This is a genomic window from Seohaeicola sp. 4SK31, assembly GCF_028802875.1.
GTDB lineage: Bacteria > Pseudomonadota > Alphaproteobacteria > Rhodobacterales > Rhodobacteraceae > Seohaeicola.
Window position 1 is genome coordinate 1 of record NZ_JARAMP010000005.1, and the last position, 16,568, is coordinate 16,568.

Genomic DNA, 16,568 nt, shown 5'->3' on the forward strand with positions numbered 1-16,568 from the left:
GTTCAACGGCTGCTCGGGCATAAGAGCCTCCAGACGACGTTGAACTACTATGCAGAACTCGACGAAAACTTGGTGTTCGGCAATTGGCAAGATTGGATCGATGGAAAAAGGAAAGGTGCGAAACCATGACGAACGAACATCCCTCATCATCCGATAGCCGAGCGGGTGCGGGCAACGCCCATCTGTTATTTGTAGATCAGATCCGCTCGGGCGGGCCGTTGTCGGCGGTTCCGTCCGTCAAGGAATTGACCGAGCATCTCCGCCTGAGACAGGCAGAGGTTGGGGGCGTCGCTTGGGCGGAATTCGCATATTTGCAGAAGATCGCTGCGGAAGTCTGGGGACCAGAGAAGACAGCGCATTTTGCGCGTGTTCTTCGGGATGCGCGTGTGGCGGAAAAGGCCAAGGACGGCTGCCGATGGGAGAGGGCAGTCACCATGGTGTCGCGGCTACCAGCAGAATGGCAGGCGTCCCTCCTGGAGCACATAAGAATTTCAAGACTCGGCAAGGCTGTCCTGGGACGGACAATCTGGAGCTTCAGTCACACTCAATCTGTCATCAGCGCGTTGGCGCGCTGGCACGCCTATTGCACGGAGATGGGCATACCTCTCACGCCGACAGGCGGATCTCTTCATAGCTACGCCACCGATCTGACATCCCGGATCGCGGATCGCAAGCCAGTCAGTGACAGAACGGCTGCGGACTACCTGCAGCGGATCATGTCGGGCCTGGGCATCCTCGCCCAACGTCGGTTTGTTTTGTTAGGATGTGACTATGTGGTCATGGATTGGTCTGAGCGAGCCAAGAGCCAAGGTTCGCACACAAAAAGCGGCGCGCAGCTTGTAGGTGCGAGCCGGATCTACACGTTCGGGTTCGAGTTGATGCAAAAGGCGCGCAGTCGAAATATCCGCGGCCTTCATGCGGCAAAGGATTTTCGCAACGGCCTTCTGCTCGCCTTGGCAGTGGCGCTTCCGGAGCGGGCTCGGGCCCTCTCGATCCTCGAGTTTGACACCAACCTTTGGCAGGTAGGGAAGGAGAGCGTTCGGATAGTGCTCCCCGGCAGTGCGCTGAAACTGCCGGAGGCCCAGAAGCACATGACGTCAGTCACCTTCATCTTGGAGAACCCGTCCTTGGCCGCTGCCCTGATCGAGTATCGCACGACATACCGGCCGTTGTTCGATGATGGGAACTGCCTGTTTCCATCGATGCATGGCAAAACCGGCCCGATCACAGAAAGGCATCTTGGCCGCCTTGCCGGAGACCTCCTTGAGGCCGAGTTTGGCATTCGCATTTCGCTGCATCGGATCCGGGACAATGTGGCAACCGAAGCCAGCGAAGTCCTGCAAGGCGGCGGGCGTTCTGCAACAGTCCTGTTGCGCCACCGCGATCGAGCGGTCACCCAGCGCCACTACGACCACTCCGAGGGTATCCTGGCGGCGGTCCAGTTCGGTCAGAGTATCGACGCGCGGAGGACAAAGCAGCCGGATCTGGCGTTTTAATTCGCACCCGCGTGTCACCGCCCAACAGTGCTTATTTCCGTTATTTCCGCAGCGAGTTGAAAACGGGTCAAGTCCATCCCCACGGGGTGGAACCCGCCCATTCTCAACTTTTTCCGCAAGTCGCTTTAACTTCCGTCAATCGCTTTCGAATTTGTGCCATGGCTTTAACTGAGGAGACAGGATTGGTCCTGGGCTCATTTCCTATTGGTCAATTCAACATCAGTTCCTCAAGGAAACTCACCGTTCTGGTTTGATCGTTTTTCGGCAACGGTCAGCAAGATGTCGCTACAGTCAAAGCCATAGCGACCCACGCATCTAAGCGATCGGCCCAAAGCTGATAGTCAGCATGAACTCTTTGCGGCGGCGCAGCTTCCCCGAACTGGTCACTCAGAATTGTCGCAGCATTTTAGTGATGTGTCGTTAACGTAGGCAAAGCGGCGATTTACATGGCATAGCGAAACCGTTCTTTATCAAGCGTCTTGGCCCCGTTACACAGATAGAAGCTGATGGCATCCACGTTCCATCGTGGCGTCTGCCACTCTACCCGAAGTGTTGCCTCGCAGCGGATCATGATCCCGCTCCTCGCCCTTGCATGCATCGTCAGTCAGGGTTGCAGCCAGGGCGTTTGCAGAGCATTTTTACAAAAGGTAACTTAAAAGGCTATATCATTGATTAAGTTGCAACAACGCCCTCTATACGGTTTTCTCTCCGCTCCCTTTGGCAAGTCTGCCCGTGTTCTGGAATTGCAGGGGGATCTCATCCAGATTACCCGACGTGGCCAGACTGTCGCCATGCCCTTGCTGTCTATGCAAGGTGCACCGTCCTTACGAAAGGGCATGTTGGGGACAGCGGTGTCCGTGCGTTTGGGCGACCGGGACGATGCGGTGTTAAAGGGCGCAGGCCACCAGGATGCCCATGCATTTTCGACACAGGTCACAGCCGCATGGACCCGTGTCAACCTTGCCGCCCTTGAGACTGAAGCGGCACGGCTGGAAAGGATACTTGCCGATGTCTTGTCGCTTTCGGCACCCTCCCGTTATCCCGCCGCGTGTCAGATTGCGCCATTGCTGGATGACGCCCGCGATCTGGATGCATCGCTTCTGTCAAAGCTGAATGCCGACGCTATCGGCCCCGTGGTCGTGGCCCGCATAGCCCCCGTTCGACAATTTGCAGCCGATCCACGAACGGCAAGGGCCAATGCCATTGCCGCCTTTGTCACCACCGAATTGGAGCGCTGGAAAGTTTTCTTTGACAGGATTGAGAGTAAGCCACTGACACCAGAGCAGCGGCTTTCGGTTGTGGTGGATGAGGATGCGACACTTGTGTTTGCCGGGGCGGGGTCGGGCAAGACCAGCGTCATTACCGCAAAGGCCGCTTATCTCGTCAAATCAGGCATCCGTCAGCCCGAGGAAATCCTGCTGCTGGCTTTTGCAAAAAATGCGGCAGAGGAAATGTCGGAACGAGTTGAGGCACGATCGGGCGTGCCCCTCGTTGCCCGAACTTTTCACGCCATTGCCTATGACATCATCGGGATTGTCGAAGGTTCAAAGCCCGCACTGGCCGATCACGCCACCGACGACTTGGCCTTCACGAACCTGATCAAGCAAATTCTCAAAGAACTGGTTCACAGCCTGTCCGAGGTGTCAAATGCCATCATACGCTTCTTTGCGCATTTCTTTGTCGAGCCGAAAACGGAATGGGATTTCAAGACCAAGCATGACTTTTACACCCACATGGAGGCGCAAGACCTGCGGACGCTGCAAGGTGAAAAGGTCAAAAGCTACGAAGAGCTGCAGATTGCCAATTGGCTTTATGAAAACGGCGTCGAATACGAGTATGAACCGAACTATAAGCATAAGGTCGCGGAAACTGGCAGGCGGGATTACCAGCCCGATTTTCGCCTGACGGAAAGCGGGATTTATATCGAACATTTCGGGGTGCGACGGGAAAAGACCGCCAGCGGCGAACGCTTGGTCACCGCACCCTTTGTGAACCGCGACGAATATCTGGCGGGCATGGATTGGAAACGGCGAATCCATGCGGAGCATCAAACCACTTTGATCGAAACCTACAGCTATGAACGGCAGGAGGGGCGATTGCTGATCAGCCTTGCCGAAAAGCTGGCCCCGCATGTCACCCTCAAACCCCGCCCCGTCTATACGATCTACGACCGGATCGTTGAGTTGAAACAGGTCGATGACTTTTCCAAACTGCTCGGAACCTTCCTGCGCAAATTCAAAAGCGGTGGTTACAGCTTGCAGGATTGCGAGACCAAATCCGACAAGATGAAGTTGGGCAAACGGGCACGGGCTTTCCTTGACGTTTTCGTCCCAGTTTTTGCGGAGTATCAAAAGCGTCTCGATGGCCGGATCGATTTTGAGGATATGATCCTGCGGGCCGCCCGCTATGCCGAGACTGGACGCTATGTCAGCCCGTTCCGCCATATCTTGGTCGATGAATTTCAGGACATATCGCAAAGTCGGGCACGGCTGGTGAAAGCACTAAAGTCCCAGCATTCCGATGTCCGCATCTTTGCGGTGGGTGACGACTGGCAATCCATCTTCCGCTTCGCAGGATCAGACATCCACCTGATGCGCCATTTCGGGCCGGAATTCGGCGGCAATTTCGATGGCGAAGCGGGCGTGCATCGGGCCGTTGATCTTGGCCGCACCTTCCGCTCTGTCGATCAGATCGCCTTTGCCGCCCGCACCTTTGTGCTGCGCAACCCCGCTCAGATCGACAAGCAGATCGTCCCAGCCGGCACCGCAAAGGAACTTGCGATCAGGGTCGTGACCGTGGCCAAAGGCGAGGATGAGGCGAAATTGTCCGAAGCGCTGAACGCCCTGTCAGCTACCAAGCCGTCAGGGGCAAATCCCACAACAGTGCTGCTCCTTGGCCGATATCGATTTATCGAGCCTGACATGCAAGTTCTGAGGCTGCGTCACCCAAGCTTGAAGATCACATTCAAAACCATCCATGCCTCAAAGGGGCTGGAGGCCGATCACGTGATCCTGCTCAATGCCGACAGTGGCCGCATGGGCTTCGCGAACGCTGCGTTCCGTATGCTGCCGGCACCAGCAAGGAATACCGGCCTGCTGTCTTTCGAAATCGAAGACCGGGGCGGCTACTTCGTTGCGCTCAAAACAATCGGCACCGTGATCTCCGTCGCACCGCTCTGCGAGGACTGCCAGTCAGAGCTCATAGAGCATGTGGAAAGGACGCTCCTGGTGCTGCTTGAGCAAGTCGACAAGCTTTTGGCGCGCAAGTAACTTTATCCCCCGGATAGCGCAGGCCATCCGGGGGATATCCGTCAGCTGCCGAGGTCTTTAGCTTTTGCCGCTGTAGCAATACTTTTTTGAAAACTGATATTTTTATCGTTATTTTTCATTACTTTGAATGATTTTCGCAAAAAATTTGGGAAATTCGCCGTTTTCTCTTTTCCGCTTTGCATCAGCAGTCCCATATTCCTTGTATGATCGCAGATGACCGATACGAGGTTTGACACCGATCTGATTTGAACGGACTCTATCACCCGATAGCAAGTATGAGTAGATCCAAGTCAGCCAGAAATTTTTCGGCATTTGGCTTTTTGTGTCTGAGTGAAGAGACCCATATCCTTTCAAGACGAGCAGGTGTCATCTGCATCCCCGATGAACCCGTGCCGATAATACCCACGCGCTTGCCATCGTAGCTGATCTCGTGACGCGGCCACTGGGCACTGACGATCACCTCGCCTTTGAAGCTGTCCTGTCCGGGGTAGTCGGGCATCTTTGGGGCCGACAACTGTCCAAGGCAAAGAAGCAGCACACGCGCCGACCACTGCGATCCGTCTTGTGTTGTAACAGTCCAGCGGGCAGCGCCCTCGTCATAGGCGGCCTCAGTAACCCGCGTGTTCAGGATGACATTGCGGCGCAGGTCGAAGCGGTCGGCCACATGGTTGATGTAACGCAGGATCTCCGGCTGGGTCGGATACCGCTCTGTCCAGCGCCATTCCTGCTCCAACTCGGGCGAGAAACTGTAGGAATAGTCATAGCTTTCCACATCGCAACGAGCACCGGGATAGCGGTTGTGGTTCCAGACGCCACCGATCTCGTTCGAAGCTTCCAGAACAACCGTCTCGAAACCCGCCTTCCGCATGGAATAAAGCGCCCGCAATCCGGCCAGACCAGCTCCTACGACAAGGGTGTCAATGTGTTTCAAGACTGGCCTCCTCCCCAGAAGACATGGGCTGCGACTCTTCAACCCGTCTGGCAATCACAAAAACATACTCATCAGTAGCTTTCAAGAACTATCTGAAAAAAATCTATCTGGTTGCCCTGATGATCGGGCGCATAGGCAAACACCGCGCCGTAGGGCGCGTTGGCAAGCGATTGACAGGATTAGGAAAGGGCGGAGGTTAGATCAAAGACCCAGCATCCCGGCTCAAGCCGCGTCAGCAGCGCTCCGACCATCGCGGACCAGATTCAGGATCACAGGGGTCATCCGGTCGGCGATCTGCGCCACCGATAGCGTGCCTGCCGGATTGAACCAGAAGGTCGCCCAGCTGACCGCGCCCACAATCGCAAAAGCCGACACGCGCGGGTCACTGACCTGAATATCGCCTGCCTCCTTGCCCGCCGCCAGCAACGACTCCACGCGCGACATAAACCGCTGCCGCAGCTCGGCCAGACGCTCCGCATCGGCCGGTTCGAGGTTTTTTTCCTCGCGTATATTGATCGCAATACTTTTTTGACGCCGCAGGATCGCGGTCACATAGCGGGGCACGAACAGTCTCAAGCCCTCGGCCGGAGGCAGATCCTGAGCAAGGACATACTCGATCTGTTCCAACGCGCCATGCACACCAAGGCTGCATATCTCTGTCAAAAGAGCGGATTTCGACCCGAAATTGGCGTAGATGAACGGCTTGGTTACACCCAGAACTTCTGCAACATCGTCCAGTGTCGTATTGGTATAGCCCTTGTCGTAGAACAGGTCCGTCGCCGCATCCAGCGTGCGCTGTCGTTTCAGCGCCGCAACCTCCTCGCGGATTTTCAAACGGTCTTCACGCGGCTTTGCCATCTTTCATGCTTCCGTCTACGGGCCTGACGCGGCCGGGTGTAGTTCTGGTGTGACTTGCCGCATCCGTTCAAAACCCAGAAGCGGCATCTTTCAATTCTTGTAAGGTTTAGCTACTTATGAGTAGATTTCAATACCTGCTTTGGGAAAGGTCCGAAATGCCCGTTGATCCCTGTTTTGCCGATCTGATCGCAGACCCACGCAACACAGTGCGTCAGCCACCTGAGCATGTGCCTATAGAAAAGGTCAGGCAGGTGGCTGACCGAGCCATGGCGCAGATGGCGGCACCCGACCTGGCAACTATCGTGAACTGTATGGTATCAGAAACAGATCGCGACATCCCGATCCGTCTTTACCGCCCGATGGTTGAGGGCTTTCTGCCCATCATCCTGTTCTGCCACGGGGGCGGCTGGGTGTGGGGCAGCCTCGACACCCATGACGGACTCTGCCGCAACCTTGCCGCACGGACCGGCGCAACTGTGGTCAGCGTCGGCTATCGCTTGTCACCCGAGACCACCTTTCCCGGTGCCGCCGAGGATGTGTTGGTCGTTCTGAACCATCTGCGACAGCAGGCCGCGACAATGCAGATCGACCCGGACCGCATTGCGCTGTGTGGCGACAGCGCAGGCGGCCATATCGTTGTCACCGCGACCCTGAAGGCAATGCGGGCGGGCGTGCCGATCCGGCATCTGGGGCTGTTCTATCCCGCACTCGATCCGGCATGCGACAGTGATAGTTTCCACGAATTTGCCGAGGGTCCGGTTCTTACAAAAGATGCCATGACATGGTTCTGGTCCTGCTATCTGGGCAAGGCCGGCGCGGAGACTCCGGGCTTCATCAACCCGATGCAGGTCGATCTGTCCGGTTTCCCCGCCACCACGATCATGGCTGCGGAATGCGACGTGCTTCGCGACGAGGCCCGCGCCTTTGCGGAAAGGCTTATTCATGTCCAGCCCGATGTTGTTTTTCGGACATGTCCAGGGATGATCCACGGGTTTCTGTCACTTACTGTTCAATCCCAGACCATCGAGGGCTCCATGGACGAAATGAGCCGAAGGATAGCACGCTCTCTGAAGGCTTGAAGAGGGGGGGCCATCTCAGAGTGCTGGCTCGCAAAAAGTTGCAGTAGCACGTCTTACGCAGAAGCGGAAATCTGAACCCTTTTCAGCAAATAGCCAACATGCTGCTGCGAGCACGAACGGCCGGTTCGGTGACGCTGTGCCGTAACATTTCGCTGTGCCTGAACGGCCGCAATGAGCCGATCATGACGATCAGGCGACCTCTCCTTAACGCGCGGAACGTAGACTAACGTGGTGCTGCAATTCATCTGCAGTATGGGTTCCTGTCTATCCTTTTCTATTTGACGGAGGAGATCTCCGCTGCATGCTGTTACCGCTTCGGGATCGTGATGGGTTGTCCCAAACGCGCCTGAGTTGCGATCCGGAACGGGGCGTTGGGTGCGCCATAGCCGTCGTGGCGATCTCTGCGCTGCACAATCTCGAAGCACAGGCCGTCGCCGAAGGGGCGACTGTAGAGTTGGAAGAACTGCCCGGTGTCGTCCTGATCGAACAGGATGTTGCCGGCCTTGAGGCGGGCCAGAAGGTCGGGCGGCAGATCATAGCGCGCGTCCAGATCGTCATAGTAGATGGCGCCGATGGGCAGCACGGCAAAGCCGTTCTCCGACAGCGTGAGGTTGAACGAACAGAAAGACAGACAGTCAGCTCAGATGGCATTCGGAGCCTGACATGAGGAATCTTCGTTCGCCGATTTCCGCGTCAGACCGGTCGAACCCCTCTCCGAGAGACAACCTCTTGGAGTCTTACATGCCACATCCGACACTTGCTGAACTAAACGACGCCATCGCATACGTCGCGGAGATGATCACAGGGCGCCCAGACGGCGACACCTACCTACCCATCTTCGAGCGGCTCGAAGAAGAGATCAAAGCCCACGCCGCGAAAGAGAGCACTATCGAGAGGGCAAAGCGAATAGCGCGGGAGACGACAGAGCGCGCTGCGGCTTGAGTTCAATAAGACGGTGATAGTGCAGTCGCTCTTCAAGTGTCAGACTATCACCGTAAACTTCCCGGCCCCGGATCTTCTTACGGCTATGACCCATCAGTTGAGCGACGTGCTCGTTCTTGACATTCGCTTTGTCGAGACGCTTGTCGAACGAGTGTCGAAGACCGCCGATCGTGATGCCTTCTGGCAGGATGTCGTTCTCGCGCAGAAATGCGTTTGCGGCGGCGGAGAAGGTGCCTTTACCTCGGTATCTGGGGAAACCTTCAGGATGACGGCGCATTGCTTCGAGAGCAACGCCGGTCAGCGGTATCAACCGCTTGCTGGCTGCGTTCTTGATCTCGCGCGCAAATGAACCCTTCTCGCGCTTGATGTCCAAGTGCGGGATCGGAGCATCAAGATGGATTGCGTGCGGCGGGATGTCAGTGATCTCGGATTGCCGACCACCAGTTTCGATCAGAACGAGAATGATGTCTCGCACCTCATCGTTCGTTCCGTTCAGCGCACCAGGCTGTATGAGCTTCAACAGAACATCATGCGGGACTTCGAGCTTCTGACCGTCTTCGTCAAGCCGCGCCATCCCGTCGCCGAGCGTTCTGAACGGAGATGGCGGAATATCAATGACATCGTATCCCTGGCTCTTGTGATACTTGTTCCAAAGCAGGTTCAGGTTCTGCAGCTCTTTCTGAGCGCTCTCACCCTTCATATCGCCTTCAAGGACGCGATCTTGCAGTGCATCGCGCAATGAGACAGCGTCAGCGCGCGTGATCTCAGACAAGATCGGATCCCCGCCCAGGAGTTCCTTGACCTTTGACGCAGGCCGAGTCCAGCGTGCTTTCCAGACTTTTTGCTGCTTCTCGTTCTTGTCTCGGACTTCGAGCGGAAACCGTTCTGCCATGCCCTCCGCAGCCGACATCAGCGTTTCTTTCGGACGCTCATAGCCGCCAATTAGAGCGGCTGCCTCAAGGCTTGTGGGAGCGTCGCCAGCATCTTTCAGAGACTTGATGCGCGACACAATCTCCGCCGATTTGTCATCCGCGGTCGCGAGTTCCTGGGCAGTGCGGTATGTGAAGCCCCGGGCCGCTGTCATCGCTGCGATGGCCTGATAGTGGCTCATCTTCGTAACAGATTTCCCGGGCGCAGCAGTTAGCTCGGCCCGGATTTCCGCCGCAGAAAGCTTCTCATCGAGTTCGGCCAGGATCATGCGCTCGACTACGGCCGCCCTCGACTTTGCTTCACGCTCGTCGCCTGTCTTCAGCGATCGGTGGATCTCTGTCGGCGGCTTGTCATCTGCGGCCCATATCGCGGCATAGCGTGCCGGGATCCGCATCCGCAGATGGTATGTTCCCTTTCGCTTGTTGAGTCCTGCCACGGTTTCCGCTCCTGATGCAGGATGCAGGATAGCGTGGGGCAGGGCGGTGGGCAACGTCATGGTTGTTCGTCCTGAGGTGCAAGGTCGGCGTCATCAGGCTTCACTGGTGGGACCTGGGCTGCAAAACGCTCGACGACACCGCGCAGCTGTTCGAGCTGCTCGGTGAGTTCGTCGCGGGTCATTTCGTCGGTGGGTTTCCAGGGCATGATGTCTGACCTCCCTCAATTAGCTCACAGAAAAACTGTTAGGACTTGGTCACCAGCACGATCTGCATACTCTGTAGTCGTCAATCCGAGTTCTGCCGCCATGTATTCGACGAATGGTGTGCTGACTGCGACGGGAGTGGGCTTTGCTGGCTCTGGCTGGCTGCTGTAGTGACCTTCGGCGGCGCCTACGCGGTTCTGGCCTATGTCGCTCAGGAGGCGGTGCAGAACTTCGGCTGGCTCGCTCCGGGCGAGATGCTGGACGGTCTGGGTATGGCGGAGACCACCCCGGGCCCGTTGATCATGGTGACACAGTTCGTGGGCTTCATGGGCGCCTTCCGCGAGGCAAGCGGCCTGTCGCCTCTGATGGCAGCAACGTTTGGTGGGCTTTTGACGACATGGGTGACATTCACGCCTTGCTTCCTGTGGATTTTCCTTGGGGCACCGTTCATCGAGCGTCTGCGCGACAACGCGGTGCTGAGCGGCGCGTTGACGGCCATCACCGCAGCCGTAGTGGGCGTCATCCTGAACCTTGCCGTCTGGTTCGGGATGCATGTAATCTTCGATGAAGTGACGACCGTGACAGGTATTGGCCTCAACATCGAGGTGCCTGTGCTGGCTTCTGTCAATCTTCCGGCGCTGGTTTTGGTGCTGGCGGCGGCGGTCGCGGTGTTTCGTTTCGGGTTCGGCCCAGTGTCCGTTCTTGCCGGATGCGCCGTCACCGGCGTCGCGTTGAGTGCCATGAGTATAGCGTAGCTTTTCGCTCACAGGTAGCCGCTTTGAACTCAGTAGCTTTGTTTCAATTCGCTATAACTGCCGCGCAGTTGAAGGGTCACGGAGATACTCTTCTGTCGCGGTTCCTACAGAACCAGTCGTGCTCGCCTGTGAAGAGGGCAGCAATGCTGCCCTCTTCAGCGGTCTCGCCCCGGTCATGGGCGTGCGATTGACTTGGGTTCGGTAATGCCGGTCAGCTTTTACCGTTTGCAAATTGACAGCACTTTACCCTGACTTTCTTGTGAGCTTAGGCGTCCTGTTTCGGCATCGTTCCAACTGTCACATTAACAAGCTTTTCAGACCCTTTGCGAAATATCCGAACAGGCACAACCGCTTCAGGATTTGCTGCCGCCACAGCACTGGTGAGATCTCGAAGGTCTGAAATCTCAGTTTCATTGAAGGACAAGATGATATCTCCCTGCTCCAATCCTGCTGCCTCGGCAGGGCCTTCTGCATTTACCTTTTCAATGATGGCGCCCTTGGGTTGATCGAAACCAAGCAACTGGGCGATTTCCTCCGGCATGGGTTTAATCTGAACACCAAGCCAGCCGCGGGTGATCATGCCGTCATCTGATAGATCCGTTACGATACGCTGCACCAACTCAGAAGGCACAGCGAACCCGATACCGACTGACCCGCCGTCCGGCGAGTAGATGGCGGTGTTCATGCCAATGACCTCTCCCGCGTTATTAAACAGCGGCCCACCCGAATTGCCTCGGTTAATAGCAGCATCCGTTTGGATGTAATCGTCATACGGGCCCGAGTTGATGTTGCGCGACAGAGCGGAGATGATGCCAGATGTAACTGTGCCGCCTAATCCGAAGGGGTTGCCCACGGCAACGACTTCATCGCCGGCCCGCATCGCGTCAGAATTGCCGAAAACAACGAACGGCAGGTTTTCTTCGGTTTTCAGCTGAAGCAACGCGACATCAGTCAAAGGGTCGCTACCGATTACATCCGCATCAAAGGTGCGGCCGTCCGCCAACTTGACTGACACAGTGTCAGCCCCTTCGACGACATGGTTGTTTGTCACAACCTTACCATCTTCGGAAATAATGAACCCCGATCCGAGACCTTGACGCGGCGGCTGCGATTGCCCCGGCGGCATCATCTGCTCAAACTGACGTCGAAGCGCGTCAGGAATACCTTGGGGCAATTGGTCAGACAAGTTAATCGGCTGAGCCTTTGCGGTGACCTCGATAAAGACGACAGCAGGTGCAACTGTCTCTACCAGATCCGCATAGCCTCCGGCCGGCACCGCCAGAGCCGGAGTGACGGTAGCAAGGTTGACGCCTGTCGCGCTCAGCACGGCAATGAGTGCAGCTGAGCTTACGAAACGGCGGTAAAGGGGGGTGGATGTCATCGTTGAACTCTCCATTGTTTTGTATGCAACGACATCGATATGCGACGCTTGTTTCACACCCACATGTGACCACCTATACAAATATTTTAACATGCCCGAAGGACTTGCTCTTGGACCAATGAGTGTTGATCTAAAGACCATGGCATTGAAATGGCATCGAATGATGCAGTGGGGATGAGATGAAGCTGCTTGTGGTCGAAGACGATGAAACGACAGGCGCCTACATCGCGCGTGGCTTGCGCGAAGAAGGGCAGAGCGTTGATTTGGTCGCCGATGGGCGCGAGGCTCTGGTCCAGGCTACAACCCGCAAATACGATGTGCTCATCATAGACCGTATGTTGCCGGAGATAGACGGAATGACGCTGGTAAAGACCCTCCGCGCAGCGGGCAACTGCACCCCTGTGCTGTTCCTGACCTCCCTCGGTAGTGTTGAAGATCGGATCAACGGGCTGAACGCAGGTGGTGACGACTATCTTGTGAAGCCCTTTGCCTTTGGCGAATTGTCGGCACGGGTTACGGCCCTGGCTCGCCGTCCGCCGGCGGTCGAACAGGACACCGTGTTGCGCGCCGGACCGCTTGAGATGGATCTAATCGCTCGCAAGGTGACTCGAGAAGGACAGGAGATCGACCTTTTGCCGCGCGAGTTCGCCATTCTGGAATTCCTGATCCGACGAAAGGGGCGGGTCCAGACGCGGACCATGCTGCTGGAATCGATCTGGGATATATCGTTTGATCCGGGCACCAATGTGGTCGAAACTCATATCAGCCGATTGCGTGCAAAAGTAGACAGACCGTTCGACAGCGAAATTATCAAAACAGTCCGCGGTGCCGGGTATCGGATAGACGCATGACACTGCCTCGCTTTGTCTTGCTTCGGTCCATGCCACTGCGGTTGGCGAGTGTGTTGGTGCTCGTGTTCTCTCTCGTGTCGCTCCTGGGGCTATGGGCCAGCTACGTTTATACTCAAGCGTCTTTTGAACAAATCCTGCGTGCCGACCTAACCCAAGACATGGCGGGATTTCGTGCTGCTCCTTCAACCTCAGCGCTGGCTGGATTGGTCGAAGCTGAAGCCCAGAGCACGGACCCCGAACGCGTCGTGCTGAGTTACTTCGCACCGAATGGTCAGCATTTTGGCAATGCCTTCATTGCGCGAGATGCTGATGGCTACCGGATTATATCTGAGTTGCCTGGCAATCCCGAGATTTCAGGTCGGTATCTCGCTTTAACGTCAACCCTCCGTGGTGGGCAGCTTACTATTGCGCGCAGTCGGGCCCAAATCGACGCGTTGCGCGACGTTTTCATGAACATCTTGGGTCTCTCGCTGGTTCCGACTATCTTGATCGCGCTGTCCGGCGGAATTGTGTTGGCTCAACGCGGTGCGCGCCATGTGGATGCTATCAACGGGACTTTAGAACAACTCACATCAGGGAAACTGCAAGCCCGCGTGGGGCACGTGAAAGATTGGTCGGACGATCTTGCCAGTATTGCGGGCAAGGTCGACAAGATGGCCCGTTCGCAAGAAGAGACTGTTGAAAGCTTACGGCAAGTATCGTCCGACATCGCGCATGATCTCAAAACCCCGATCCAGCGCGTTGCGGTCCATCTTGAAGAACTGAGTAAAAGCAATGACCTGACTATTTCTGGCCGCATGCAACTTGATAGTGCACTGCTGGAAATGGATAGGATCGTTTCGATCTTTCACTCGCTGTTGCAGCTTGCACAGATCGAAAGCGGCTCTCCACGAGAGCGGTTTGGTGCTGTAGACTTGGGTGCCCTTTGTGAGACGATGTGTGACGTATACGAGCCTTCGGCGGCAGAAAATGGACAATCACTAATCTGCGTTCTTCCCGACGAGCCTGTTAGACTCGTGATGGGCGATCGAAACCTACTTGGGCAGATCCTTGCGAACCTGATTGAGAATTCAATAAATCATACAGGACCTGACATCCAGATCACCGTTGCTTTGTCCCAAACACAGGATCATCTGGAGCTTTCTGTCACCGATTCTGGCCCTGGAATTCCCGAAAGCGAAAGGGAAAAGGTTCTGCGCCGGCTCTATCGACTCGACCGCAGCCGCAAAACGCCGGGTAACGGTCTTGGATTGAGCATGGTTGCAAGCATTGCGCGGGTGCACGGTGCATTTCTGAAATTGTCTGACGCGGGGCCTGGTCTTCGCGTTGCGATCAGCTTTCCCAGCGCAGCAACACCCCCCTAAACACAGAAGGCAAGATTGTGCAAAAGGCTTAAACTGCGACAAGCTTTTTAATTATTTTAGAAAGGCTTACCAGCAGCACAAGTGCTTTCTCGACATCAAAGGGAAGAGAAAGTCATCTTGTTGGCCACCACGGATGGTGGGCGTGGTGTGCGACCATTCTTCGATGATTATTTTGATTCAGCTGTCAGGTGCGTGCGGAGTAAGCCTCCGGGGGCGGCCGTCTGAACTTGTGTTCGCTCCGATGGTAATCCTCTTCAATTCGGTTGCGGCTTTCCAATGCCAAGGGAGCAATTCATGCACCCGTGACATCGGCATGTCCGGCAGACGTGCGAGCACATCGGCCAGCCATGCCTGCGGATCGATGTCATTCATCTTTGCCGTGACGATGATGATATGTGCTTGCTCGCTTGTTGAGACTTGCCACGGTTTCCGCTCCTGATGTCGACGGTAGGATAGCGTGGGGCAGGGTGGTCGGCAACGTCATGCACTTCTCCTCCTGGCGATCGGCCCGCCCTTTTGTGTGTTTCGCCGATACAGAGTATCTACTCCCCAGCATCAGATATCCAAAAATGCGCTACACAAAACGATACACACATTGCTACACATTGCTTGAGCCGCAGATTTGATAGAGCCATATAAATAAGTGGTTTAGCGCGTATGATGCCCGCGGTTGGATTCCGCCCCCGGGCACCACTTAAAACCCTGAACATGTCCAGTTTGCCACCTGTGGGTGATGGTCGGTAAGCGCGCTGTGCGGGCGTGCGGGCGTTGCGGAGGTTTGGCGTCGCGTGTGGCCAGAAGGCCACCGGATTCCGGTTGTGGCGGGCTGGTTGCGGTCAGGATCGCCGGATCATGAGAAAATGCTTTCGCTTTCCCGGGTATCCGGTTTAATCTGGTGTCGTGTTTGGTTGTGTTCACGGCTCTGCCGTGCAGATGGGTAAGAGTATATGGCACACAGGATTTCATGTATAGCACTGGCCGCGGTTGCGGTGATGGGGGCGGGTGTGGCCGCCCAGGCGCAGACCGTGGGGACTGCGGGCGTGCCTACGGGCTTTGGGCTGGCAGGCGGCGTTCTGGCGCTTTCCGCGTCGGGGTCTTACGGGCCAGAGCGCAACCCACCTGCCGATACGACGCGCTATGACGGGTCGGGATCGGTCCTTGTGGGGTTCGGCGATCCGGTCGCCGGGCTGGGCGTGCAGGGTGGGATCAACCTCACCTCATTCCGCGATTTCGGTGAATCGGGCTATCTGTCGCTGGGCGTGCACAAGATGTTCCAGACCAGCGAGGCGGGGGTGTATTCCGTCGCGCTGAATGTCAGTCATCTGGAGCCCTGGGGCGATGCCGACCGGCTGGATCCGGGTGTGTCACTGGTCGGCAGCTATCTGACGTCGTTCGGTGAGCGGCTGGCCATGGTCTCTCTGGGGGCGGCGACCGATACCAACGATGCCCGCGATGTCGAGGCCGTGTTCGGTTTTGGGGTCGGCCTGACCGATACGCTTGGGGTCAGTCTGGGGCAAGTGGGCGAGCGCACGGTGGTCGGTCTGACCGTCGCGCCGGCGATGCTGGGCGGAAATTCCCTCTCGGTGTCGGTCAATCACAACCATGACACCGGGGACAATATGCTTGTGGTCGATCTTGGCCGCGCATTCAGCTTAGGAAGGAAATGAGGTATTTCATGAAAAACGTTCTCATACTCGCCGCCGCAACACTTGGCTTTGCGACGGCAGGCCATGCCGGCTCTGATCCTGTCGTGCCGGGTGTGCCTGTGGTCATCACGACCTCAATCACGATCCCAACCGTAACGAGCGAAGTCGGTGTCCCCATTGGCGGCCGTATACCGGTCTTCTTCGTCGTGACCCCGCCTGTGACGCCGGGCGGCCAGTTCACCTTCCGACTGGTTTCGAACTGAACTTTCTGATGGCGCGTGGGACCGGCATGCGGCCGGTCCCCGCTATCTGACTGGCCGCGTTGTCTTGGGCGCGTCCGGCCAATCCGTCCGGGCGGGACCTCGCCGGACCAACCCTTATTCTGATTTCCCCCATTGGTCACTGCCCACCCACAATCGGGCTTGA

15 protein-coding genes and 1 pseudogene are annotated in these 16,568 nt (G+C 56.6%); 8 read left to right on the plus strand and 8 right to left on the minus strand.

Annotated elements, in window-relative coordinates:
- Positions 1-125: 125 nt before the first annotated feature.
- Positions 126-1,496, plus strand: coding sequence for a hypothetical protein (locus tag PVW27_RS05420; protein ID WP_274555824.1), 1,371 nt, complete (start codon positions 126-128; stop codon positions 1,494-1,496).
- Positions 1,497-2,173: 677 nt separating this feature from the next.
- Positions 2,174-4,765: a UvrD-helicase domain-containing protein gene (locus PVW27_RS05425; RefSeq protein WP_338019942.1), complete on the plus strand. Its 2,592-nt coding sequence runs from the start codon at positions 2,174-2,176 to the stop codon at positions 4,763-4,765.
- A 41-nt stretch (positions 4,766-4,806) separates the two neighbouring features.
- On the opposite strand, the gene PVW27_RS05430 is transcribed toward PVW27_RS05425, so the two are convergent.
- The 3 genes from PVW27_RS05430 to PVW27_RS05440 form a co-directional block, all read right to left on the minus strand.
- Positions 4,807-4,959 (minus strand): hypothetical protein, encoded by a 153-nt coding sequence (locus tag PVW27_RS05430; protein WP_274555825.1) that lies wholly within the window; start codon positions 4,957-4,959, stop codon positions 4,807-4,809.
- Positions 4,960-5,024: 65 nt separating this feature from the next.
- Positions 5,025-5,696, minus strand: a complete 672-nt coding sequence (locus PVW27_RS05435; RefSeq protein ID WP_274555827.1) for a flavin-containing monooxygenase — start codon at positions 5,694-5,696, stop codon at positions 5,025-5,027.
- 222 nt (positions 5,697-5,918) lie between these two features.
- Complete coding sequence (locus PVW27_RS05440; RefSeq protein ID WP_274555828.1) at positions 5,919-6,554, minus strand: TetR/AcrR family transcriptional regulator; 636 nt, start codon at positions 6,552-6,554, stop codon at positions 5,919-5,921.
- A gap of 251 nt (positions 6,555-6,805) precedes the next feature.
- Here PVW27_RS05440 and PVW27_RS05445 point away from each other — a divergent pair, with 251 nt between their 5' ends.
- Positions 6,806-7,633, plus strand: a complete 828-nt coding sequence (locus PVW27_RS05445; protein ID WP_274555829.1) for an alpha/beta hydrolase — start codon at positions 6,806-6,808, stop codon at positions 7,631-7,633.
- Between the two features lie 307 nt (positions 7,634-7,940).
- On the opposite strand, the gene PVW27_RS05450 is transcribed toward PVW27_RS05445, so the two are convergent.
- From PVW27_RS05450 to PVW27_RS05460, 3 genes are all read right to left on the minus strand, one after another.
- Complete coding sequence (locus PVW27_RS05450; protein WP_274555831.1) at positions 7,941-8,216, minus strand: hypothetical protein; 276 nt, start codon at positions 8,214-8,216, stop codon at positions 7,941-7,943.
- 303 nt (positions 8,217-8,519) lie between these two features.
- On the minus strand, positions 8,520-10,001 hold the full coding sequence (locus PVW27_RS05455) for a DUF6538 domain-containing protein (protein WP_274555833.1): 1,482 nt from the start codon (positions 9,999-10,001) through the stop codon (positions 8,520-8,522).
- A complete protein-coding gene (locus PVW27_RS05460; RefSeq protein ID WP_274555834.1) occupies positions 9,998-10,147 on the minus strand; it encodes a hypothetical protein in 150 nt (49 codons plus the stop codon). Before PVW27_RS05460 ends, PVW27_RS05455 begins: the two co-directional genes overlap by 4 nt.
- A gap of 168 nt (positions 10,148-10,315) precedes the next feature.
- Here PVW27_RS05460 and PVW27_RS05465 point away from each other — a divergent pair, with 168 nt between their 5' ends.
- Positions 10,316-10,900 (plus strand): chromate transporter, encoded by a 585-nt coding sequence (locus tag PVW27_RS05465; protein ID WP_274555836.1) that lies wholly within the window; start codon positions 10,316-10,318, stop codon positions 10,898-10,900.
- Positions 10,901-11,165: 265 nt separating this feature from the next.
- On the opposite strand, the gene PVW27_RS05470 is transcribed toward PVW27_RS05465, so the two are convergent.
- Positions 11,166-12,281 (minus strand): Do family serine endopeptidase, encoded by a 1,116-nt coding sequence (locus tag PVW27_RS05470; RefSeq protein ID WP_274555838.1) that lies wholly within the window; start codon positions 12,279-12,281, stop codon positions 11,166-11,168.
- A 179-nt stretch (positions 12,282-12,460) separates the two neighbouring features.
- Here PVW27_RS05470 and PVW27_RS05475 point away from each other — a divergent pair, with 179 nt between their 5' ends.
- Together PVW27_RS05475 and PVW27_RS05480 are read left to right on the plus strand one after the other, a co-directional pair.
- Complete coding sequence (locus PVW27_RS05475) at positions 12,461-13,132, plus strand: winged helix-turn-helix domain-containing protein (protein WP_274555840.1); 672 nt, start codon at positions 12,461-12,463, stop codon at positions 13,130-13,132.
- Positions 13,129-14,496 carry a sensor histidine kinase gene (locus tag PVW27_RS05480; protein WP_274555841.1) on the plus strand — a complete coding sequence of 456 codons (1,368 nt, stop codon included), beginning with the start codon at positions 13,129-13,131 and terminating at the stop codon, positions 14,494-14,496. Before PVW27_RS05475 ends, PVW27_RS05480 begins: the two co-directional genes overlap by 4 nt.
- A 261-nt stretch (positions 14,497-14,757) precedes the next feature.
- Here PVW27_RS05480 and PVW27_RS05485 read toward each other — a convergent pair.
- A pseudogene (locus PVW27_RS05485) lies at positions 14,758-14,886 on the minus strand (transposase domain-containing protein); the annotation flags it as partial.
- Positions 14,887-15,443: 557 nt separating this feature from the next.
- On the opposite strand from PVW27_RS05485, the gene PVW27_RS05490 reads away from it, so the two are divergent.
- Positions 15,444-16,163: a hypothetical protein gene (locus PVW27_RS05490; protein ID WP_274555843.1), complete on the plus strand. Its 720-nt coding sequence runs from the start codon at positions 15,444-15,446 to the stop codon at positions 16,161-16,163.
- 8 nt (positions 16,164-16,171) lie between these two features.
- Positions 16,172-16,405 carry a hypothetical protein gene (locus PVW27_RS05495; protein WP_274555845.1) on the plus strand — a complete coding sequence of 78 codons (234 nt, stop codon included), beginning with the start codon at positions 16,172-16,174 and terminating at the stop codon, positions 16,403-16,405.
- The last annotated feature ends 163 nt before the right edge of the window (positions 16,406-16,568 follow it).